Genomic DNA, 20,621 nt, shown 5'->3' with positions numbered 1-20,621 from the left:
GTCACGCTCCTTCGGTGGGGGCGGGTGGTGGTGGACGAGTCTTCCCGCCCTCATTGTGACCGTTCACGATTTCCCGGGCGTTACGCATGGCGCGGGTCAGGGATGGTGCGTCGGCGGCGGTCGCGGTGGCGATGACCGGAATTCCCAGCGCGGCGGCCGCATCGGCGGCGCCGCGTCCCAGGACGATCGCTCCGGCGCCCCGGATGGCTGGCGTGGCCGCGATCAACTGGTGCCAGGCGTGCGCTGCAGATCCCGATGTCAGGAAGACGAGGTCCGGTGGTCGCAGGGACCAGTCGGTGACGGCGGGCAAAGCGGCGTGGATGCGATAGGCGATGACCTCGTCCACCCGCCATCCGGCACCGCGCAGTTCCGCCGCGAGTCGGCCGTCCGCGAGGTCCGAATGCGGTATCGCGGCCGAGCCCGCCGCATGGCGCGTGCGGAGTAATCCGGCCGCGAGCCCGTGGGCCGAGTGATCCTCGGCGGGGACGAGCCCGACGGACAGCCCAGCGGCGATTGCCGCCGCCGCGGTCGCCGGGCCGATGGCCGCAACCGTGAAGCCGCCAACGCGCTGCACCGCGGCCAGCGGCTCGCCCGCCCGCTTGAGGGCCGTCAGCGCGCGCGAACTCGTGAGGGCGAGGTGAGTGTAGGAACCCCGTCCCAGATCCATCACGAGCGCCGCCACTGCCGGGGCGTCATGCTCGTATTCGGCGCTGAGGAGTTCGATCGATTCCGGTACGAGTCCCGCCTCGCGCGCGCAGTCCTCCCAACGGGAGGAGCCGTCGGCGGGGATGGGGACCACGATGGTCGGCGCCGGTTTGGCGCCGATTCCCTCGACCGCATCGGCACCCTGGCGCAGCAGGTCCTCGGCCACCCAGGTGCCGAGCGCCGCAGCGTCCGCCTCGGTCAGCCCGGCTCCCGACGAAGCGGTCGCGCGCGTGGCGGCCGCCGACGCAGTGGACGCGGACCCGGCGGATCCCGACCCGGCGGTCGCGCGCGTAGCGGCCGCGTCCAGAGCGGTCCCGGCCACTGCCTGCGAGCCGCCGTCGGCGCCTGCGGATTCCGTAGTGCTCCCACCTGCCGCCCGAATCGGCCACGCGGCCCGGGCGCGCAGGGGCTCATCGCCGCCCTCGCGCCAGATCAGCGCATCCACCAGCAACTCGTCGCCATCGATTCGCCCCCACGCCCCGACAGGCGCGGTGCAACCGGCATCGAGGCGCGCCAGGACGGCACGCTCGGCGATCACGGCGTGGCGCGTGGCGCGGTCGTCGAGAGCCGCGAGAAGGGCGACGGTGGCCTCGTCCTCACTACGGCATTCGATTGCCAGCGCGCCTTGCCCGGGAGCGGGCGGCGAATCGAGGGGCGCGAAGAACTCGGTGACGCTCGCGAGCAGGCCCAGGCGTTCGAGCCCGGCCGCAGCCAGCACCACGGCGTCCAACTCGCCGGAGCGTACGCGTTCGACCCGCGAATCGACGTTGCCGCGCAGGCCTACGACTCGAAGGTCCGGGCGGAGCGCGGTGAGGTGCAGGGCGCGCCGGTGCGAGCCCGTGCCGATCACGGCACCTGGCGGCAGATCCGCGAGCCGGTATCCGTCGCGCGCGCACAGGGCATCGCGGACATCCGCCCGCGCGGGAACCGCCGCGAGCGTCAACCCCGGCACGCCGTCCACGGGCAGGTCCTTGAGTGAATGAACGGCGAGATCGCAGCGGTCAGCGAGCAGCGCGTCGCGCACGGCGGTGACGAATACCCCGGTCCCGCCGATCTGCGTCAGGGGCGCGGTGGACCGGTCGCCCGACGTGACGATGGGCACGATCTCCACCCGAACCCCAAGCGCTTCCAGGGCGCTTACGACCAGGCCAGACTGCGTGCGCGCGAGCGCCGACCCGCGCGTGCCAAGGCGCAGCGGCCGATCCGGGAGGGTCATGGTCCAACTGTGTCATGAACGGGTACCAGCGCGCCTGGGCGCCGCGAACCGATCCCAAAAGTCGGACCCTGGTTGATCCGCCCAGGGGGGCAATTGGTACGATTCCCCCATCGTGAACCTCGTTGCCCTCAGCGCGTCGCACCGCAGCACAGACCTTGAACTCGTCGCCTGCCTATCCCATCGGGCGGCGGGTCTCGACCGTGCGCTGGCCGCGCGGCTCGGCACCGGCGTCATCGTGCTCGCTACCTGCAATCGCTTCGAGATCTACCTCGAGACGCGCGGCGACCGGATGGCGGCCCGCTCCCAGGCGCTGGGGGTCATCGCGGGGGAGTGCCTGATGGACGAGGCCTCCGTCGCCGCCGCGTTCTCCACCTTCGAGGGGCAGGCCGCTGTCGAGCACCTGTTCTCAGTGGCCTCGGGGCTCGAGTCGATGGTCATCGGCGAACGAGAAGTCACGCGGCAGGTGTCTCGCGCCCTCGAGGCATCCCGCGCAGTGGGGACGCTGAGCGCCACGCTGGACCGACTGTTCCAGGATGCGATCCGCGTCGCGCGAGAGGTCGATGCCGAAACCGGACTGCGCGAGCACGGCCGATCCGTGGCGACTGTCGGGCTAGACGTCGCCGCCGACGCATTGCCTTCGCGACCCGCCGTTCCCGGCCGCGGCTTCAGCGGAAGGTCGGTGCTGCTCATCGGCACCGGGAACTACGCGGCGCTGACCTATGCCGCACTTCGGGCGCGTGGCTGCACGGACATCGCGGTTTACTCCCACACGGGGCGTGCCCGCCACTTCGCTCGCGAGCGTCAGGTCGAGATCGTCGGCCGATCCGAACTGGCCGCGACACTTCGGCGAGTCGACGTCATCGTCAGCTGCTCCGGACGCAGCGGGCGAATCGTGACGCCCGAGACGCTGCGCGGTGCGCAGGCCCAGGTTCTGATAGACCTCTCGCTCGAACGGGACATCGACCCCGCCTGCGCTCAGAACCCGCGGGTGCGCCTCATCGATCTGGACACCGTGCGCACGCACGCTCCCGAGCTTGGCGAGGCGCCGGTCCTGTCGGCGCGCCTCATCATCGAAGCGGGCATCGGCCGATTCCGGGCACGGCTAGACGAGCGACTGCTGGCCAGCACGCTCGCTGACGAGGTCGCGCGAGCCGAGCAGGACATCGCGCGCGAGCGATCGGCGCTCCTGGACGCCTTCGGGGAATTCTTGGACCCCGCCGAGATCGAATATCTGGTGCGAAAAGTCCGGCTCGAGCGCAAGCGCGACCTGCACGCCCGGATCACTCGGCTGAAGGCAGCTGCGCACACGTAGCCCGCACCCGCATTGCCTTCCCCGTCGCGCCGCACGCCCTGCTCCGTGGCTCCGCGCCGCCTTCCCGTTGCGACTCACGCCCTGCCACGTGGCTCCGCGCCGCCTATCCCGTTGCGTGCGGGATTTTTGTTCGTTTACCAGGGGAAATTTCCTAGCAAGCGAACGAAAACCCAGCAAACGATGTTTGGGCCGTGACGCCAGCCCGGTGGGACCTGAAAAGGGGCGTGTCAAGGTTCCGGCAGGACTAAGTAGCGATCTGCCCGATCGTGTTCGTGAGGCATCAGGTGGCAGACGCGCTTAGTGCGGCGACCTGCCCCACCACGATGACGGCCGGATTCCCTAGGCCGGTCTGAGCGGCCACCTGCGCCAGCGTGCCGACCGTCGCCACGATGGATCTCTGCTGAGGCGTGAGCCCTTCTTGCACGACAGCCGCGGGAGTTGCCGGATCGAGTCCCGCGCCGGTCAGCGCGGCCAGATGCCCCGCGAGGCGCAGCATCCCCATCAGCACGACGAGAGTCCCACCATCTTGGACGATGGCCGCGGCCGCGGCGGAGAACTCGTCCGAAAACTCCTCATGCCCCGTGACTATGGATACTGACCGGGACAGGCCGCGCGACGTCACCGGGATTCCTGCGGCGCCGGGAACCGCGATCGCGCTCGTGACTCCCGGGATCACGCGGACGGGCACGCCAGCCGCGCGGCACGCCGCGGCCTCCTCCTGCCCGCGGCCGAACACGAACGGATCCCCGCCCTTGAGCCGCACCACTCGGTTGCCCGCCAGCGCGGTCTGCACCAGCAGCCGGTTGATTTCCTCTTGGGGAACCTTGTGCCAGCCGGGCAGCTTGCCCACATCCACCCAGCGGGCCCGCGGGGCCGCGCTCCGCAGAGCCTCGCCGGGGCCGAGCCGGTCGGCGAACACCACATCGGCTGCCTCCAGGGCGCGCAACCCGGCGACGGTGATCAGGTCGGGGTCGCCGGGGCCGGCGCCCACGAGCGTGACGGATCCCGACGTGTCTCGCGGCGCAACCGGGGCGGGCTCGGTGGTCACTGCTGCCTCCTGCAAGTAATTGCGGACCGCTGTCCGCGCTGCCCTATTCGGGTACTTTACCGACAACTGGCCGGAACTGATGGGGATGGTCGTTCCTCGGCCAACACCATGCGCTAGCGTGTTGCCATGACCCAGCCCATTCCAGTGATTCCTCCACCACGCCAAGGTTCCGGTAACTCCACGCAGCCGCCCCGCTGGCTCCTCAAAGCGTTCATCATGGCGGTCGTGACGGTGTTCGTAGCGCTCTTCGCCTGGCGCGCGCTCGGGCAACTGTCCACGCTTGGCCTGTACCTGCTGCTGGCGTTCTTCCTGGCGCTCGCCCTGGAGCCGGCCGTGCTCTTCATGATCCGGCACAAGTGGAAGCGTGGCGCCGCCGCCGGAGTCGCACTCGGTGGGTTCCTGCTCATCTCGCTCGTGATCATCGCGCTGTTCGGCCAGCTGCTCGTGCAGCAGATCATCGAGTTCACGAAGCAGGCACCGGATATCTGGAATGGCCTGCGAGATACGCTCGAGGCCCGATTCAACGTCAAGATCCCGGAGAACAACGACCTGATATCGCAGGCGATGGAGCGCTTCGGGGACAGCTTTACTTCCGGGGCCGTGGCCATCGGCTCGGGCGTGGTGAGCACGCTGTTCGCCACGATGTCGATCCTGCTCGTCACGTACTACCTGCTCGCGGCCGGCCCCAAACTGCGCCGGACGGTGTGCGGGTTCCTGCCGCAGGATCAGCAGACCGAGGTGCTGCGACTGTGGGAGATCACGCAGGACAAAGTCTCTGGATTCATCAGCTCCCGGCTGGTGCTGGCACTCGTGTCCAGCCTCGCCACATTCGCCTGCCTGACTATCCTGCGCACGCCGTACTCCGTGCCGCTGGCGCTGTTCACCGGCCTGATCTCGCAATTCGTGCCGACCATCGGTACCTACATCGGCGGCGCCTTGCCGATTCTGGTGGCGCTCGCGAGCCAGGGGCCGATCCAGGCGCTCATCATCCTCGTGTTCATCGTCGCGTATCAGCAGGTGGAGAACCTGTGGCTGCAGCCCAAGATCTCCGCCAAGGCGCTCGAGATGAACCCGGCCGTTGCGTTCATAGTGGTGATCGCCTTCGGATCGGTGTTCGGGGCGGTCGGCGCATTCATCGGCCTTCCCATCGCCGCCGTGATTCAGGCAGGTCTATCCACGTACGTGCGACGGCACGAGCTCGTGGACTCCGATTTGTTCCGTGACCCGAACCAGACGGGACCGGTCCCGCTGCGTTCGAGGGACGACACCGAAACCGACTCCTAGCCGCGGCGGGACCAGTTCCCGCGTCGCCCTGCCCATCGCCCGGCCTAGGTCACGTCCGCCTGCGGACGCTACGCCCGCCTGCGGACGCTACGCCCGCCTGCGGACGCTACGTCCGCCTGCGAACGCTACGCCCGCCTGCGGACGCTACGCCCGCCCAGCGGAGGTCACGCCCGCAGCGCCTGCTGCACGTCCTGAATGATGTCGCGCGAATCCTCAAGACCGACCGATAGCCTGACCGTGGTCTCGGCGATGCCGACGGCTGCCCGGCCCTCGACGCCCAACTTGGAGTGCGTGGTCGTCGCGGGGTGCGTCACGATCGATTTGGCGTCGCCGAGGTTGTTCGAGATATCGGCGATCTGCAGTGCGTCGAGGAACCGGTAGGTGCGCTGCTTAGCCGCGATCGGGTCGGTGTTCTCATCGACGGCGAGGTCGAAGGTGACGACGGTGCCGCCACCCGACTGCTGCCGGCGCGCTAGTTCGTACTGCGGGTGCGAAGGCAGGTATGGATAGCGGACCCGCGCGATCTCGGGTGCCTCGCTCAGCGCGGTGGCCACGGCGAGTGCGCTGGCGTTCTGAGCGTTCACGCGAACGGACAGCGTCTCCAGGCCCTTGAGCAGTATCCACGCGTTGAAAGGGCTCAGGGACGGACCTGTGTTGCGGATCAACTTCTCCACGGATCCGTGGATGTACTCGTCCGAGCCGAGGATAGCCCCGCCCAGCACGCGTCCCTGCCCGTCGATGTGCTTCGTGGCCGAGTAGACGACGACATCCACGCCCAAGTCGAGCGGGCGTTGCAGGATCGGGGTGGCGAAGACGTTGTCCACGATCACCAGGGCGCCCGCCGCGTGGGCGAGTTCGGTGACGGCGGCCACGTCGATGATGTCCTGCATCGGGTTGGACGGCGTCTCGAAGAAGACGACGTCGGCCGGCCTGGAGAGCGCCTCGCGCCACTGGTCGATCTCGTGTCCGTCGACGTAGTCGGTCGTGACCCCCCACTTGGCAAGGATCTCGTTGAACACGACGAGAGTCGAACCGAACAGCGCGCGTGCAGCGACAATGCGTGAGCCCGACTGGACCACGGACGCGATCGAGGTGAACACGGCAGACATCCCGGTCGCGGTCGCATAGGCGGCCTCGGCGCCGTCGAGGAGCCGCAGGCGCTCCTCGAAGACGCGCACGGTCGGGTTCGAATAGCGCGAATACATGTACGTGTCGGTCAGCCCAAGGAATGCGTCCTCGGCATCCTGCGCGCGGTCGTAGACGTAGCCCTGCGTGAGGAAGATGCCCTCGGAGGTTTCGCCGAACTCGCTGCGGACGTGACCGCCGCGCACCGCCACCGTGTCGGGGTGCACCCATTCGGGTAGCGGCTTGTGACCGGAACCGCTCATGATTGCTTCCAGGCGAGTCCAGCCGTCTTCCACCCGCCAACACCGCGGTTGCCGAATGCGTCGACGCCGCCCTCGAAGCCTTCGAGGATGTTGTAGGCCGGTCCGAGCCCGGCATCGGTCGCGGCAAGCGCAGCGGCGATCGAGCGCTGACCCGAGCGGCACAGGAATACGATGGGGCGTTCGTCGCCGGCTTCGAGACCGAGCTCCTTGAGGTCCTCGACGAAGGCTGGATTGGGCACACCACCATCGCCGAGCCACGACACGAATGCGGCGTCACGTCCCAGTTCCTCGGTCACCGGTACGCCTATCTGCGCCCATTCCTGCGGAGTGCGAACATCGACGAGCACGGCCTGAGGATTGGCCGCTAAGAAGTCCCAGGCTTCTTGCGGAGTGAGATCGCCTGCGTACGACATGGTGCCTCCTGTTGTGACAGTAATACTTACAGCAGGATGCTCCTGTCTCGGAATCGATAGGGTGCGAGTCCGAATAGTGAGACGCTACCCGGCGTCGAGGGGTTTCTCTGGAGCCAACTCGCCCGCCTGAAACGTGATCACCCGGTATTCCATCTCACCTGATCGCAGGAGTGCCGATACCTCCTCGATCGCGGCGTCCGGGTTCTCGACGTGGGTCAGTTCCAGCAATACGCGGCTGGTCAGGTCGGGATTCGCGGCCGTCCTGACGAGCCGGCGCCCGGTGAAGTTCTGTCCCATGAGCATCCACAGCACGACCTCGGCCAGGTCGGCGGGCGTCCGATCCGCCCGAGCGGTCCCCGCGGTGTCGAAGTCGGCGATGAAGCGCTCCAGGTGCCACAGCGTGCGCGTGAGCATGTCAACGGCGTCCCGGCGCGGGGCGGACAGGTCGAACGAGAGAGCCGACGCGCCGCGGAACACCGGGTCCGAGACCAGCGTTGAGCCAATGCCCGCGAGGTAGAGGAGGAATGCCTGGGCGGGCTTGTCCGGGAACACCTCACGGCTGCGCGCCTCGATGCCATCGACCGTGGCGAGGAACTCGTCGCGCAGCGCCTCCGAGATCGTGCCCTTGGTGGGAAAGTGGTAGGCAAAGGCACCCTTGGTGAGGCCGATACGTGCCGCTACGGTCGATAGGGACGTCGCGGCGTAGCCCTCGTCTGCGAGGACCTCGGCGGCGGCGGTCAGAAGCCGCAGCCGCGTGTCGTGAGAACGCGTTGTTTGCACGCCTGATTCTATGCTTGCGGGCATGCTTCGCACTAGTGGATCGGCCCCTGCTCGTTTTTCTGGGGGCGAGCGGGCCACTTACTGGGGTTGACCGGCGAAGCGCTAGGGATTGCAGCGAGCCAGCAGGTACTCCGCGAAGTCGACATCCGGGCGCCACGGCTCAAGATTCCAGGATTCCTTGGCGCGGGCTCCAAGCAGATGGCATCTCAGTTGCTTGTCCATGACTGTCGTATCCGCCGCCGGGGCGATTGACGCGACCTCCCCCATCGCGTAGCGATAGGGCGCCTCGCTCGCGAGCCTGCCGAGCGCAGTCGGCGTCGCTGCGAGGGACTTCCCACCCTCGCCACGGTCGAGCCAGCGCACCGATTCGATGGTGGCGGTTCCCCAGATGGCGACAAGCCTGCCCGCCGTCACGAGCGCCGTGACCTCGTACCCCGCGCCGGTGCGTGCAGGCTCCCACTCCGCCGAGGCGAAGGGCGAGGGCGGCGCGCTCGTACCCGCGGCGTCGGCCAGGTCGCGCGCCAGGGCTTCCTGGGCGGGTTCCAGGCTTGCGATAGCGAGGACGAGTTCTCCGTCGCGCTCCAGCACCACCGAGCCGTCGGGCAGCGCCGAGGCCGCAACATCGGCCGCCTCGATGAGGAAACGAGCCGTGTAGGGGGCCGTCGCTGACCTGGGCGCCCACACGAGCGACGTCGAATCGTCCAATGCGCTGGTCTTGCCCGCGCCCTCCCGATAGGTCACATCGCCGTCGCTGGATATCGTGAACGAGCCGAGATCCAGGTATGGGACGGCCTCGTCCGGCTGCCCCGGCGCGGGCGGTCCGCTCGGGGATGGGGCCGCGGAGGAGGCCTCGTCCTCAGCGACAGGTGGACCCGACGGCGAATCGATCGTGGATCCGCCGACCCCGCAGCCCGCCATCACCATCGGGAACGCGATGGCGATCGCGGCACTGATTGCCAGGCTGCGGCGCGAAGAGCGGAGGGTCACCACCCCATCTTCACGCATTCACGAGGCGGGTAGACTGCTACATGCATGCAGTCCGGTTTGCGCGGCGCCCGAATGGTGTCCGCCACCGCGAAACAGCGCGCCACCAGTGCCACTTCTGCTGAGGGAACCGATGAGCGAGACCGCCAACCACCAAGCGCCGATCCTTGACACCGTGGAGCGGGCCGCGGCTACTCCCGATGAGCCGCAGCCGTACGCGGAACTCGGCCTCAAGGCGGATGAGTACGATCGCATCCGCGAACTGCTTGGCCGGCGCCCCACCGCGGCCGAACTCGCGATGTACTCCGTGATGTGGTCGGAGCACTGCTCGTACAAGTCGTCCAAGGTGCACCTGCGCAAGTTCGGCGATGCCACGACCGAGGAGATGAAGAAGCACCTCCTGGTGGGCATGGGTGAGAACGCGGGCGTCGTCGACATCGGCGACGGCTGGGCCGTCACGTTCAAGGTCGAGTCCCACAACCACCCGAGCTTCGTCGAGCCCTACCAGGGCGCGGCGACGGGCGTGGGCGGCATCGTCCGCGACATCATCTCCATGGGCGCGCGACCGGTGGCCGTCATGGATCAGCTCCGTTTCGGGGCTGTGGACCACCCGGACACCGCCCGCGTCGTGCACGGCGTTGTCGCGGGGGTCGGCGGCTACGGCAACAGCCTCGGCCTGCCGAACATCGGCGGCGAACTGGTCTTCGACTCGTCCTATCAGGGCAACCCGCTCGTGAACGCGCTCTGCCTCGGCGTGCTGCGCCACGAGGACATCCACCTCGCCAACGCGTCCGGCGTGGGCAACAAGGTCGTCCTCTTCGGCGCGCGCACCGGTGGTGACGGCATTGGCGGCGCCTCCATCCTCGCCTCGGAGACGTTCGAGGACGGCGTGCCCGCCAAGCGGCCGAGCGTCCAGGTGGGCGACCCCTTCATGGAGAAGGTACTTATCGAGTGCTGCCTCGAGCTCTACAAGGCCGGGGTCGTCGAGGGCATCCAAGACCTGGGCGCCGCCGGTATCTCGTGCGCGACGTCCGAGCTCGCCTCGAACGGCGAGGGCGGGATGCACGTCTGGCTGGACGACGTCCTGCTGCGCGACCCCACGCTGAACGCCGGTGAGATCCTGATGAGCGAATCGCAGGAGCGCATGATGGCGGTCGTCACTCCCGAGAAGCTCGACGAGTTCCTCGCCATCACGAGCAAGTGGGACGTTGAATCGTCCGTGGTCGGCGAGGTCAACGACTCGGGCCGCCTCACGATCGATCACCATGGCCAGCGGATCGTGGACGTCGATCCGCGCACGGTGGCGCACGAGGGTCCGGTCTACGACCGCCCGTATGCGCGCCCGCAGTGGCAGGACGCCCTTAACCGCGACTCCGTATCGACCGCCGAGGGACGCATCAACTACGCCCGTCCGAGCACCGGCGACGAACTTCGCGCGACCGCCATGCGGCTGCTCGGTTCGCCCAACCTCGCGTCGCCGGCCTGGGTGACGAACCAGTACGATCGGTTCGTGCAGGGCAACACCGCACTCGCCCAGCCGGACGACTCCGGCGTGATCCGCGTGGACGAGTCCACCGGACTCGGCGTGGCCCTCGCCACCGATGCGAACGGTCGCTACGCGAAGCTCGACCCGCGCACGGGTGCTCAGCTCGCGCTCGCGGAGGCGTACCGCAACGTCGCCACCGTCGGCGCCCGCCCGCTAGCGGTCACCGACTGCCTCAACTTCGGTACCCCGGAGCATCCGGCCACGATGTGGCAGCTCGTCGAGGCCATCGAGGGCCTGGCCGAGGCCTGTAAAGAACTGGGCGTTCCGGTCACGGGCGGCAACGTGTCGCTGTACAACACGACCGGCGATCCGGACGAGTCCGATTCGTCGATTCACCCCACCCCGGTGGTCGGTGTGCTCGGCGTGCTGGACGATGTCCGCGCCGCAATCCCCATGGGCTGGTCCGAGGCCGGGCTCGCCGTCATGCTGCTGGGACGCACACGCGGCGAACTCGACGGTTCCGCCTGGGCGGATGTCGTGCACGGGCAACTCGGCGGGGTGCCGCCGATCGTGGATTTCGACGCCGAGCGCTCGCTGGCCGAACTTCTGCAGGCGGCGCGCTCCGCTGGCGTAGTCGCCGGCGCGCACGACCTGTCCGAGGGCGGACTGAGCCAGGGACTTTTCGAGGCGGCCCTGCGGCACGGTTACGGCGTGACGGTCAATCTCGACGCGATTCGCGAGCGCGACGGCATCAACCAGTTCGAGGCGCTGTTCTCGGAATCGACCGCGCGCGTGCTCGTCGCCGTTCCCAGCGAGAAGGTCGCCGCCTTCACCTCGCTGGCCGAGAACCACGGTGTCCCCGCGGCCGTGATCGGTACGACCACGAGCAGAGAGGACGCCACGGTCAATGTGGCGGGGTCGTTCGAGGTGCCGCTGGCCGAGGCGCGTGAACTCTTCGAGGGGACGCTTCCCAAGCTGTTCGGCTGAGCCCTGAACATTCTGCCCGCTGTCCGGAGCACTCTGCCCTCTGCCTGAGCCTGCCCACGCTGAGCCGGCCGTGCCGGTGCGCGGCCGGGAATGCGTGACTGAAAATCCCGCAAACACCGGCCACCGGTCGTTACTGTCGTCACGGACGCGGGGAATGCGTGACTGAAAATCCCGCAAACACCGGTTAGGGTTGCTCGACACACGATATATCGCGCGTCGAGCAACCCTAACCGGTGTTCTGTCGTGGCGAGTGGCGAGTGGCGAGTGGCGAGTGGCGAAGTGGCAGCTACGGCGAGTGGCGAAGTGGCAACTACGGCGGGCGGCGAGTGGCGGAGCCGCGGGCTAACCTAGGCCGCGTCGCGCCGCCGGAAGACAAGTAGCGCCGCCGTCACGATCACGGCCGCGCACGCGAGCAGGTACCACCCGCCCTGCGCCTGGGTGAGGTGATGCTCGATCGGCGTGCATTCCTGGCCCATGGCGTTGGCCGTGTAGCACTCGTCGTAGTTGATGTACATGTAGTCGCCCATGAACCAGGCCTGCAATCGCGGGGTCACGGTGATTCGCCAGAAGTCGCGCGCCATGTTCGTCGCCATGAGATCGATGATGATGAACAGCACAGTGACGCCGCCTGCCAGTGAGGCACTTCGGAGCAGCGTGCCAATGGCGAAACCGATGGCGACGGCCATTAGCGCGCCGAGCAGCCACCGTCCGCCCTCCTGCAGCACTATCCGGTCTATCTTTCCAGGGTCGTCACCGAGGCTGCCGTTGATGGCGCTTATGAAGCGCAACGCCAGAGCCGATACCGACAAGTTGATCGCGCCGATCACGCCCGTCGCGATTAGCAAAGCGCTGAGCTTTGAAAAGAACACGCGCATGCGTCGCGGTTCAAAGGTCAGCCAGTTGCTAATCGATCCGCTGGAGAATTCAGCGGTGATGAAACTGACGCCGGCGATGAAGGAGAAGATGGCGAAGAAACTCGCCATCGCGGGAAATGCGCCCACGGCGAGATCCTCGTAGGTCGCCCGCGTGAAGTACGTGTCAACCGTTACGGGCGGTGGCACATCGAGGCACCCCCAGTCCTCGTTGCTGCCACCATTGAGCTCCTGTTCGCGCAGGCAGTCTCCATCGGGGCCGTAGTACTCCTCGTTCCACTTCTGCTGCTCGTCCATCCACGGCTGAGCCTCGGCGACCTGCGCCGCCGTCGGGGGCCTGCTCGACACGTAGGCGTTGACGAGCAGCGTGACCTGGATCCCGATGATCCCGATGATGCCGACCATGAAGAGCGTGCGTTTTGAGTAGCGGCGCAACTCGGCGAGGATGAGGCTGGTCATCGTGCCTCACCTCCCCCGGCGGGGCGAGGCGCGGGATCGACGTTCCCGCCGGTCACCTCGCCCGCTGTCAGTTCTAGGAAGAGATCCTCGAGGCCGCCGCCCTGCGGGGTCAGTTCCGAGGCGAAGATGCCAGAACGTGCGAGCGTGCGGTTGACCTCGCTCGGATCGGCCTCGCCCGACACGACGATGTGCGCACCCTCGACGCGCGTGGCGAAGCCGGAGGTTTGCAGCGTGATGAGTCCAGAGGCGAGTTCCGACATCTTCAGGCCCACGCGAATGGACGCGCCACCTCGGGCGGCGAGCAACTCGTCCACACGACCCTGCGCGATGACCGTCCCGCGCCCGATGATCGAAACCGTGTCGGCGACCTGCTCCACCTCGGCGAGGATGTGACTGGATACCAGCACGGTCTTGCCCTGACCGGCAAGCTCACGCATTGTGCCCCGCACCTCTCGAATGCCGGCGGGGTCGAGGCCGTTGGTCGGCTCATCGAAGATCAGCAGCTCGGGATCCTTGAGCAGCGTTGCCGCGATGGCGAGCCGCTGTTTCATGCCGAGGGAATACGTTCGGTAGCGGTGCCGCGCGCGCCCGGTCAGATCGACCTGTTCGAGCACCTGGTCGACGCGCCGGCGCGGAACCCCGATCGCCAGCGCGAGCTGGATGAGGTTCTCGCGCCCAGTGAAGTAGGGATAGAACTTGGGCTGCTCGACGATGGCTCCCACGCGCTGGACGACGGCGGGGAGCGCGCGGGGGATCGGCTGCCCGAGCAGTTCGACGGTGCCGGAGTCGGGTCGGGTGAGCCCCAGCATCATGCGGATGGTGGTCGTCTTTCCGGAGCCGTTGGGTCCCAGGAATCCGTGCACGCCACCGCGGGGGACGGTCAGATCGAGGTTCTCGACCGCGACGACCTTGCGGCCGCTGAAGGTGCGGTACGTCTTTCGAAGCGACGTGGTTACGACCGCTGGTCCGCTGGGGTCTGCCATGACGAGTTCTCCGCTGTGAGATTGTCGTAGGACCACTGTCGGTGGCCCTACGACAATCTAGCAGTACGAGACTTCGAGTGCGGGCGGCAACGCGCGGCCTCGTCAGGCGACGCCGAGCAGCCCCGCCCCCGCCTGACCTGTGGGAACGGGCGTGTTGACCCACTGCGACCACGATCCCGCGAACAGCGCCGAGCGGAAGCCCGCGATCTCGAGCGCGACGACGGTGTGCGCGGCCGCGATGCCCGACGTGCAGTACACGGCGACCGGAACGTGGGGGTCGAGGCCGAGTGCCTGGAACCGGGCGGAGAGCTGCTTGCGGCTCTTGAAGGAGCCGTCCTCGTCGATGTTGAACTGAGTGGGGACGCTCAGCGCGCCGGGGATGTGACCGCCTTTGGGCTCGCCGATGTCCGGTAGCCCGTGGAAGTGCTCGGTTGCGCGGGCGTCCAGGAGTGCGCGGCTGATGGCGAAGCCCTCGATGTCGGCGATGTCCGCGACAGGCAGCGCGCCATACGACAGGGTCGCGGTGCCCGGCCGAACCAGGGGCGTGCCGGCCTCGAGCTTGCCACCCGCAGCACGCCACCCGCTCAGCGCGCCGTCCAGGATGCGAACGTTCGTCAGGCCGGCGTGCCGCAGTACCCACCAGGCGCGGGAGGCGGCGATGGACTTGTGGTCGTCGTACACAACGACCAGGTCGTCGTCGCTGATGCCCCAGCGACGCACGGCGGACTGCAGCAGGTCGATGGGCGGCAACGGGTGACGTCCTTCGCTGCGGGCACCGCGGAATGCGAGTTCCGTCTCGAGGTCCACGTATACGGCGCCGGGCAGGTGGCCGGAGACGTAGTCGGGCTGGCCGTTCGGGGCGATGGGACGCCAGCGGACGTCGAGGATGCGAGGTGCGTTGTCGCCGGCGAGGAGGGATTTGAGTTCAGCAGGTGAGATGAGGACAGACATGATGGGGGATTCCTTCGAATGACGCTGGGGGCAGGTGCCGCGCCAGATCGAATAGGCTGCGGTGCACGCTGCGGGGAGGGTGTGCCAGGTGGGGCCCGCTGTCACGTCTCACGCGGCAGGCAAAGAGAAAGACCTGCGTCGCGAGGCACGACTGGGCGCAGGTCTTGAAATGCGGTGCAGGGGCGAGCGCTACTTAGAGGCTGGCAGCTGCGTCTACGCGAAAGACCGGCGCCGGACAACAACAGTTGTCAGCGGGCGTACACATTCGCGGCATTCGGGAGGAGGTAACGCTAAAGGGGGATGCGTAGTGCGCATCGAATCCGTTCAGGGCGTTGACCATGACAAGTAGAATACTGATGTTCGCAAAGGAATGTCCAGGCTTTGTATCGAATTTTGAGACGCAACCTCGGTTTTCGGCGCGATACGTGCAAAACGGCAGGTGAGACGCGGCCAAAGTCTCTCGACATGTGAGATGACAACCGGCTCGGACAACGAATATGGGGGTTTTGTGCCACCGCGCAAGATAGAGCCATCGTTCGGCTTGGCGGCGCTACGTAGTTGGGCGAGCGGGGACGAGGCCTCCGCCACCATTGCCACCGCCGTCCGTTACAGCCTCCAGTTCCTTGCCGAGGACTCCCCGGGTCGTAGCGTCGAGGTACGCGTCCCGCCCTGCGGGGCCGTCCAGTGTATCGACGGCCCGCGTCATACCCGCGGGACACCGCCCAACGTCGTGGAGATGGCACCCGCCATCTGGCTTGGCCTCGTATCGGGCCGGCTGTCGTGGGCGGACTGTCTCGCCGAGGGCACGATCTCGGCCTCTGGGGCCAGGGCCGATCTCGAAGTCTTTCTGCCACTACCGATCGCTGGCCTAGGCTGAGGCAATGAGCGACGAGCTGAACATCGACCAGCAGGATGTCCCCGACCGCCGCGGCGCACCCATCGCCAACGTGCGCCGCGCTCCGCGGCTGGGGCGATTTGTCGTGAGTGGAGCCGCGGCCGGGATCGTCCTCGGAGTGCTGGCCTCGGTGCTCGCGTCGCTCATCCTCGACCACGATCAGAACCTCGGGTTCGTGATCATCATGACCGCGCTCGCAGGCGTGATCGTCGGGGGACTGCTGGGCGCCTATCTGGCAGTGCGCGCCGACCGCAAATCGACGCCCACCTCCTAGGCACCCCGGCCCGGAGGAACGGGCGACGCGGTGTGGGACAATGGTCACGTGGCAGTACGTGGAGATGGACGCCTGAACCATGACCTCCTGCCGGGTGAAAAAGGACCGCAAGACGAATGCGGTGTCTTCGGCCTCTGGGCCCCCGGCGAGGAAGTGGCAAAGCTGGCGTATTTCGGGCTATACGCCCTGCAGCACCGCGGTCAGGAGTCGGCCGGCATTGCGACGTCCAACGGTGAGCAGATCCTGGTCTACAAGGACATGGGTCTCGTCTCGCAGGTGTTCGATGAGACCGCGCTTGGCGCGTTGACCGGGCATATCGCCGTCGGTCATTGCCGGTATTCGACCACCGGTGGCAACACCTGGGAGAACGCTCAGCCGACCCTCGGCGCCACGGCCTCCGGGACGGTTGCGCTCGGCCACAACGGAAACCTCACGAACACCGCCGACCTCGTCGACCTCGTCTATGAGCGTTACGGCACGCAGCGCAGCGGGGAGCTCGCGCGCGGCAACACGACCGACACCGCAGTCATCACCGCACTCTTCGCCGGCGATCCCGAGCACACGCTCGAGGAGACCGCCATGGAAGTCTTGCCGCGCGTGCGCGGCGCCTTCTCGCTCGTATTCATGGACGAGACCACGCTTTACGCCGCCCGCGACCCGCAGGGGGTGCGGCCGCTCGTCCTGGGTCGGCTCTCGCGTGGCTGGGTCGTCGCCAGCGAGACCCCGGCACTCGACATCGTCGGCGCTAGCTTCGTGCGCGAGGTCGAACCCGGCGAGCTGATCCGGATCGACGAGGACGGGCTGCACTCTCGCCACTTCGCCGAGACCAAGCACGCGGGCTGCGTATTCGAATACGTCTACCTGGCGCGACCCGACACGTCGATCCGCGGCCGCTCGGTTCATGCCGCCCGGGTCGAGATGGGCAAACTCCTCGCCCGCGAGCACGCCGTCGAGGCGGACCTCGTCATCCCCGTGCCCGAGTCGGGTACTCCCGCGGCCGTCGGTTATGCGCAGGAGTCCGGCATCCCGTTCGGGCAGGGACTCACCAAGAACAGCTACGTCGGCCGCACCTTCATCCAGCCGTCGGACACGCTCCGCCAGCTCGGCATCCGCCTCAAGCTCAACCCGCTGCGCGAGGTCATCAAGGGCAAGCGGCTCGTGGTCGTGGACGACTCGATCGTTCGCGGCAACACACAGCGCGCCCTGATCCGTATGCTGCGCGAGGCCGGCGCCAAGGAGGTCCACGTCCGCATCAGCTCGCCGCCCGTGAAGTGGCCGTGCTTCTACGGCATCGACTTCGCCTCGCGCGCTGAGTTGATCGCCAATGGCCTCGCGGCCGACGAGATCGCCTCATCGCTCGGCGCGGACACGCTCGGGTACATCTCGATAGAGGCGATGATCGAGGCCACACAGCAGCCCGCGAAAGAGTTGTGCGCCGCCTGCTTCACCGGGGAATATCCCATTGAACTGCCAGCCGAGGCGCGACGCGGCAAGAACCTTCTGGAGCGCGACGTCACGCTCGGCAGCCCGGACGATGGCCTCACTTCGCTGTCCGTCTCCTCCGGCGGAGCGACCGCGCTTCAGCACCCGTAAGCCCGCAATCCCTTCCCACAGGAGAACGAGCAAGTGACTAATCCCCCCGCCCTGACCTACGCGAGCGCAGGAGTCGACACCGAGGCCGGCGACCGTGCGGTCGAGTTGATGAAGGATGCGGTGCGCCGTACCCACAGCGATCGAGTCCTCGGGGGAGTCGGCGGTTTCGCCGGCCTGTTCGACGCATCCGCCCTCACCGGGTACTCGCGGCCATTGCTCGCGACTTCCACGGATGGGGTCGGCACCAAGGTGGCGATCGCGCAGGCCCTGGACATCCACGACACCATCGGATTCGACCTGGTCGGCATGGTCGTCGACGACATCGTGGTCGTCGGCGCCGAACCCCTGTTCATGACGGACTACATCGCGACGGGGAAGCTCGTCCCCGAGCGCATTGCCGCGATCGTGCGCGGGATTGCCCAGGCGTGCGAGGTCGCCGGCACGGCGCTCGTCGGCGGGGAGACTGCGGAGCACCCCGGGCTTCTGGCCGCGGACGAGTACGATGTGGCGGGCGCGGCGACGGGTGTGGTCGAGGCGGGCGACCTGCTCGGACCGGAGCGGGTCGCCGACGGCGATGTGCTGATCGCTATGGCATCGTCGGGCCTCCACTCGAATGGGTATTCGCTTGTGCGGGCCATCGTGGCCGCCGCGGGGTGGTCACTGGATCGTCACGTGGACGAGTTCGGCCGCACCCTCGGTGAGGAACTGCTCGAGCCGACCCGCGTCTACGCATCCGACTGCCTCACGTTGATCCGCGACCCGCGCGTCGAGGTTCATGCCATGACACACGTCACCGGCGGCGGGCTCGCCGCGAACCTCGCTCGCGTGCTGCCACAGGGTGCCGTCGCTACGGTGGAGCGGGCGTCGTGGGAGGTCCCCGCGGTGTTCCAGGTGATGCGCGAGCTCGGCAACGTGCCGGTGGGCGACTGGGAATCGACGCTCAATCTCGGGGTCGGAATGGTCGCCGTCGTGTCGGCCGAGACGGCGAACGCCGCCATCGCCGCACTGGACGCACTCGGTCTGCCGTCGTGGGTGCTCGGGACGGTTGCTTTCCGGGGCGACTCGGGCATCGGTGCCGACTCTGGCACTGCCGGCGACCTCGTATCCGGCACCAAGGGCGTCAGCGGCGGCGCTGTCCGCCTCGTCGGCGACTACCGCTAGGCGCGCCGCGCGCAAAGAGTGACGCGCCACGAGTCACGCGGGACACGTGCTACCGGCCACGGGCGGGTCGCACGCACTTGCGTTGATGTTTCGGGCGCTTTTTCGTGAACTCGGCGCCTCTCAGCGTGCGCCTGTCCCGCGTCGCCCGATCGCCGGCCTATTCGGCCCCTGTTGCGAACGCGGGCAACAAACGGCCACCCGTCGATGCGCCGAGAACGACAGCGACGGGTGGCGCCGAATGTGCGAGTTAGTTCGAGTAGGACGACTGCCAGTCGTCGTCCTCATCCTCGGTGACATCCCACCTAGAGTCAGTGACTACATCCGTCTGGTGACCCTGACCAGACAGTTCCTCCTCAAGCGCACGGTAATCCGTCGCTGGGCTGTAGTACTTGAGTTCGCGAGCAACCTTAGTGTGCTTCGCCTTCTGACGGCCGCGGCCCATGGCTCCGACCCCCTCAACGTGGAAGCGAGACGGCAGGGGCTTGGTGCAAGCATGCGGCCTCGGTGATTAATCAATGTTTCGTCCCTCTACGGTACATTGCCTGAGCCCGTTTAAGCCACTTTGCCGGTTCGACATTCGCTGCCAGCGAAGTCGCGGCGAGGGACCGCGCACCCATGCCAGGGTCGAGAAATCGGGGCAGAAGGGGAAAACTCGGCCTGAAAGTGGGTCTTAGGTCTATGTCGGATACCTGCCCATTCGTCCATCCTTGAAGTATTGACAAGTTTGGCCGATGTCCCAGACCATCTGGCGCCAGCGGCCGCTGCAAGGAAGGTGACACCATGTCCACGAACGCAGCAACGTCCGAGGTTCTGCTTACCCCCGCTGAGGTTGCGAATATGTTCCGGGTCGACCCGAAGACCGTCACGCGATGGGCCAAGGCTGGAAAGCTATCGTCCATCCGCACCCTGGGCGGCCATCGGCGCTATCGCGAGAGCGAGGTCCGCAACCTCCTGGCAGACGTCGAGTCGGGGCGCGGCGCGGAGGTCTAACCATCGCAACGATGGGGTGGCCGCACGATTCATCGTGCGGCCACCCCATCGTGCGCTCAGACGCAGAGTGCGAGGTGAGGGTTCGGCCCTACCGGCGCTTGCGCCCGAGCAACTTGATCGCCACAAGGGCGAGCGCGCCGCCGGATCCGGCTAGGATCGCGATGGCATTGCGCCTGCGGCGGGGCGAGGTCTCGGGCAGTCCCGCACCCGAGAGGAAGCCAGCGGCGTCGCTCGCCGCCAGTTTCGCGTCATCCAGCGCATTGTTCGCGAGTGTTGCCGGCTTGAACCTCAAGACGAGATCGGCCACCGCGTCGTCAAGCTCGTGGCGTGCCTCGTCCCTCGAAGGGGTGTCCTTCTCGACGGAGAACTCGTCCATGGTCCTACTCCTGACCTTCTGCGGCGGGGGAGTCCCCAGCCGTCTGCTCGCGCGCGCTCGCAATGCCCTCTTGCACTGCCGCCTTCACGTGCTCGGGAACCTCGCTGGGAGGCGGCACTTCGTTTCGCTTGGCGACCCTCTGGCCGACCATGACCAGTGCGGCCGCGAGGAGCAGCGCGCCACCTGCCATGATCAATGCCGCCAGCCATCCGGCGAACGCCAGCGTGAGTGCCTGATAGGCGGCGACGTTCAGGAACACGAACACCATCAACAGGAATAGGACGGCCACCGCGAACATGGCGATCGCCACGGCGGTGTCCTTGAGTTTGCGGACGAGTGCTTCCTTGTAGGCCGTCACCTCCGCCTTCGCGAGGTTCACCGCCGCGTTTATTGCACGTGCGACGACCGCACTCAGCGGGGGTCGTTCGTTATCTGTGCTCATGTGTTCCTCCGTTAGGCTGCGC

At 67.4% G+C, this 20,621-nt stretch carries 20 protein-coding genes; 8 read left to right on the top strand and 12 right to left on the bottom strand.

Annotated elements, in window-relative coordinates; all coding sequences use genetic code 11:
• Window position 1: 1 nt before the first annotated feature.
• A complete protein-coding gene (gene hemC, locus FB461_RS12450) occupies window positions 2–1,921 on the bottom strand; it encodes a hydroxymethylbilane synthase (RefSeq protein ID WP_142121665.1) in 1,920 nt (639 codons plus the stop codon).
• 112 nt (window positions 1,922–2,033) lie between these two features.
• Between hemC and FB461_RS09975 the strand changes: the two genes are divergently transcribed.
• Window positions 2,034–3,233 carry a glutamyl-tRNA reductase gene (locus FB461_RS09975; protein WP_170222706.1) on the top strand — a complete coding sequence of 400 codons (1,200 nt, stop codon included), beginning with the start codon at window positions 2,034–2,036 and terminating at the stop codon, window positions 3,231–3,233.
• Window positions 3,234–3,513: 280 nt separating this feature from the next.
• Here FB461_RS09975 and cobA read toward each other — a convergent pair whose 3' ends face one another.
• Window positions 3,514–4,281 carry a uroporphyrinogen-III C-methyltransferase gene (gene cobA, locus FB461_RS09970; protein WP_142121661.1) on the bottom strand — a complete coding sequence of 256 codons (768 nt, stop codon included), beginning with the start codon at window positions 4,279–4,281 and terminating at the stop codon, window positions 3,514–3,516.
• Between the two features lie 126 nt (window positions 4,282–4,407).
• Between cobA and FB461_RS09965 the strand changes: the two genes are divergently transcribed.
• A complete protein-coding gene (locus tag FB461_RS09965) occupies window positions 4,408–5,565 on the top strand; it encodes an AI-2E family transporter (protein WP_142121658.1) in 1,158 nt (385 codons plus the stop codon).
• Between the two features lie 164 nt (window positions 5,566–5,729).
• Here FB461_RS09965 and FB461_RS09960 read toward each other — a convergent pair whose 3' ends face one another.
• From FB461_RS09960 to FB461_RS09945, 4 genes are all read right to left on the bottom strand, one after another.
• A complete protein-coding gene (locus tag FB461_RS09960) occupies window positions 5,730–6,953 on the bottom strand; it encodes an O-succinylhomoserine sulfhydrylase (protein ID WP_142121656.1) in 1,224 nt (407 codons plus the stop codon).
• A complete protein-coding gene (locus FB461_RS09955) occupies window positions 6,950–7,366 on the bottom strand; it encodes a rhodanese-like domain-containing protein (protein ID WP_142121654.1) in 417 nt (138 codons plus the stop codon). The genes FB461_RS09960 and FB461_RS09955 overlap by 4 nt, the downstream gene beginning before the upstream one ends.
• An 84-nt stretch (window positions 7,367–7,450) precedes the next feature.
• Window positions 7,451–8,146 carry a TetR/AcrR family transcriptional regulator gene (locus FB461_RS09950; protein ID WP_170222705.1) on the bottom strand — a complete coding sequence of 232 codons (696 nt, stop codon included), beginning with the start codon at window positions 8,144–8,146 and terminating at the stop codon, window positions 7,451–7,453.
• 102 nt (window positions 8,147–8,248) lie between these two features.
• Complete coding sequence (locus FB461_RS09945; protein WP_170222704.1) at window positions 8,249–9,133, bottom strand: DUF2599 domain-containing protein; 885 nt, start codon at window positions 9,131–9,133, stop codon at window positions 8,249–8,251.
• Window positions 9,134–9,263: 130 nt separating this feature from the next.
• Here FB461_RS09945 and purL point away from each other — a divergent pair, with 130 nt between their 5' ends.
• Window positions 9,264–11,603: a phosphoribosylformylglycinamidine synthase subunit PurL gene (purL, locus tag FB461_RS09940; RefSeq protein WP_142121643.1), complete on the top strand. Its 2,340-nt coding sequence runs from the start codon at window positions 9,264–9,266 to the stop codon at window positions 11,601–11,603.
• A gap of 347 nt (window positions 11,604–11,950) precedes the next feature.
• Here the strand turns inward: purL and FB461_RS09935 are convergent, their stop codons facing one another.
• From FB461_RS09935 to FB461_RS09925, 3 genes are all read right to left on the bottom strand, one after another.
• Entirely contained in the window at window positions 11,951–12,934 is a 984-nt protein-coding gene (locus FB461_RS09935; RefSeq protein WP_142121641.1) for an ABC transporter permease, read from the bottom strand.
• Entirely contained in the window at window positions 12,931–13,917 is a 987-nt protein-coding gene (locus FB461_RS09930; protein WP_142121639.1) for an ABC transporter ATP-binding protein, read from the bottom strand. The genes FB461_RS09935 and FB461_RS09930 overlap by 4 nt, the downstream gene beginning before the upstream one ends.
• 102 nt (window positions 13,918–14,019) lie before the next feature.
• A complete protein-coding gene (locus tag FB461_RS09925) occupies window positions 14,020–14,868 on the bottom strand; it encodes a sulfurtransferase (protein WP_142121637.1) in 849 nt (282 codons plus the stop codon).
• Window positions 14,869–15,340: 472 nt separating this feature from the next.
• On the opposite strand from FB461_RS09925, the gene FB461_RS09920 reads away from it, so the two are divergent.
• The 4 genes from FB461_RS09920 to purM are packed head-to-tail and all read left to right on the top strand — an operon-like array spanning window position 15,341 to window position 18,791.
• Window positions 15,341–15,745: a sterol carrier family protein gene (locus FB461_RS09920; RefSeq protein ID WP_246046195.1), complete on the top strand. Its 405-nt coding sequence runs from the start codon at window positions 15,341–15,343 to the stop codon at window positions 15,743–15,745.
• Between the two features lie 4 nt (window positions 15,746–15,749).
• Window positions 15,750–16,037: a hypothetical protein gene (locus FB461_RS09915; protein WP_142121635.1), complete on the top strand. Its 288-nt coding sequence runs from the start codon at window positions 15,750–15,752 to the stop codon at window positions 16,035–16,037.
• A gap of 48 nt (window positions 16,038–16,085) precedes the next feature.
• Entirely contained in the window at window positions 16,086–17,630 is a 1,545-nt protein-coding gene (gene purF, locus FB461_RS09910; protein WP_142121633.1) for an amidophosphoribosyltransferase, read from the top strand.
• A gap of 33 nt (window positions 17,631–17,663) precedes the next feature.
• The gene (purM, locus tag FB461_RS09905; protein ID WP_142121631.1) at window positions 17,664–18,791 is read left to right on the top strand and encodes a phosphoribosylformylglycinamidine cyclo-ligase; all 1,128 of its coding nucleotides are present in this window, start codon (window positions 17,664–17,666) and stop codon (window positions 18,789–18,791) included.
• Between the two features lie 247 nt (window positions 18,792–19,038).
• Here purM and FB461_RS09900 read toward each other — a convergent pair whose 3' ends face one another.
• On the bottom strand, window positions 19,039–19,233 hold the full coding sequence (locus tag FB461_RS09900; protein ID WP_142121629.1) for a DUF3073 domain-containing protein: 195 nt from the start codon (window positions 19,231–19,233) through the stop codon (window positions 19,039–19,041).
• A gap of 338 nt (window positions 19,234–19,571) precedes the next feature.
• Between FB461_RS09900 and FB461_RS09895 the strand changes: the two genes are divergently transcribed.
• Window positions 19,572–19,781 (top strand): BldC family transcriptional regulator, encoded by a 210-nt coding sequence (locus tag FB461_RS09895; RefSeq protein ID WP_142121627.1) that lies wholly within the window; start codon window positions 19,572–19,574, stop codon window positions 19,779–19,781.
• Window positions 19,782–19,869: 88 nt separating this feature from the next.
• Here FB461_RS09895 and FB461_RS09890 read toward each other — a convergent pair whose 3' ends face one another.
• The gene (locus FB461_RS09890) at window positions 19,870–20,157 is read right to left on the bottom strand and encodes a DUF3618 domain-containing protein (RefSeq protein WP_142121625.1); all 288 of its coding nucleotides are present in this window, start codon (window positions 20,155–20,157) and stop codon (window positions 19,870–19,872) included.
• A 4-nt stretch (window positions 20,158–20,161) separates the two neighbouring features.
• Window positions 20,162–20,599, bottom strand: coding sequence for a phage holin family protein (locus tag FB461_RS09885; RefSeq protein WP_142121623.1), 438 nt, complete (start codon window positions 20,597–20,599; stop codon window positions 20,162–20,164).
• Window positions 20,600–20,621 lie beyond the last annotated feature (22 nt).

It is taken from the genome of Rarobacter faecitabidus, from assembly GCF_006716265.1.
GTDB lineage: Bacteria > Actinomycetota > Actinomycetes > Actinomycetales > Cellulomonadaceae > Rarobacter > Rarobacter faecitabidus.
The sequence above is the reverse complement of the archived record's forward strand: the minus strand, read 5'-3'. Positions and strand labels throughout refer to the sequence as shown.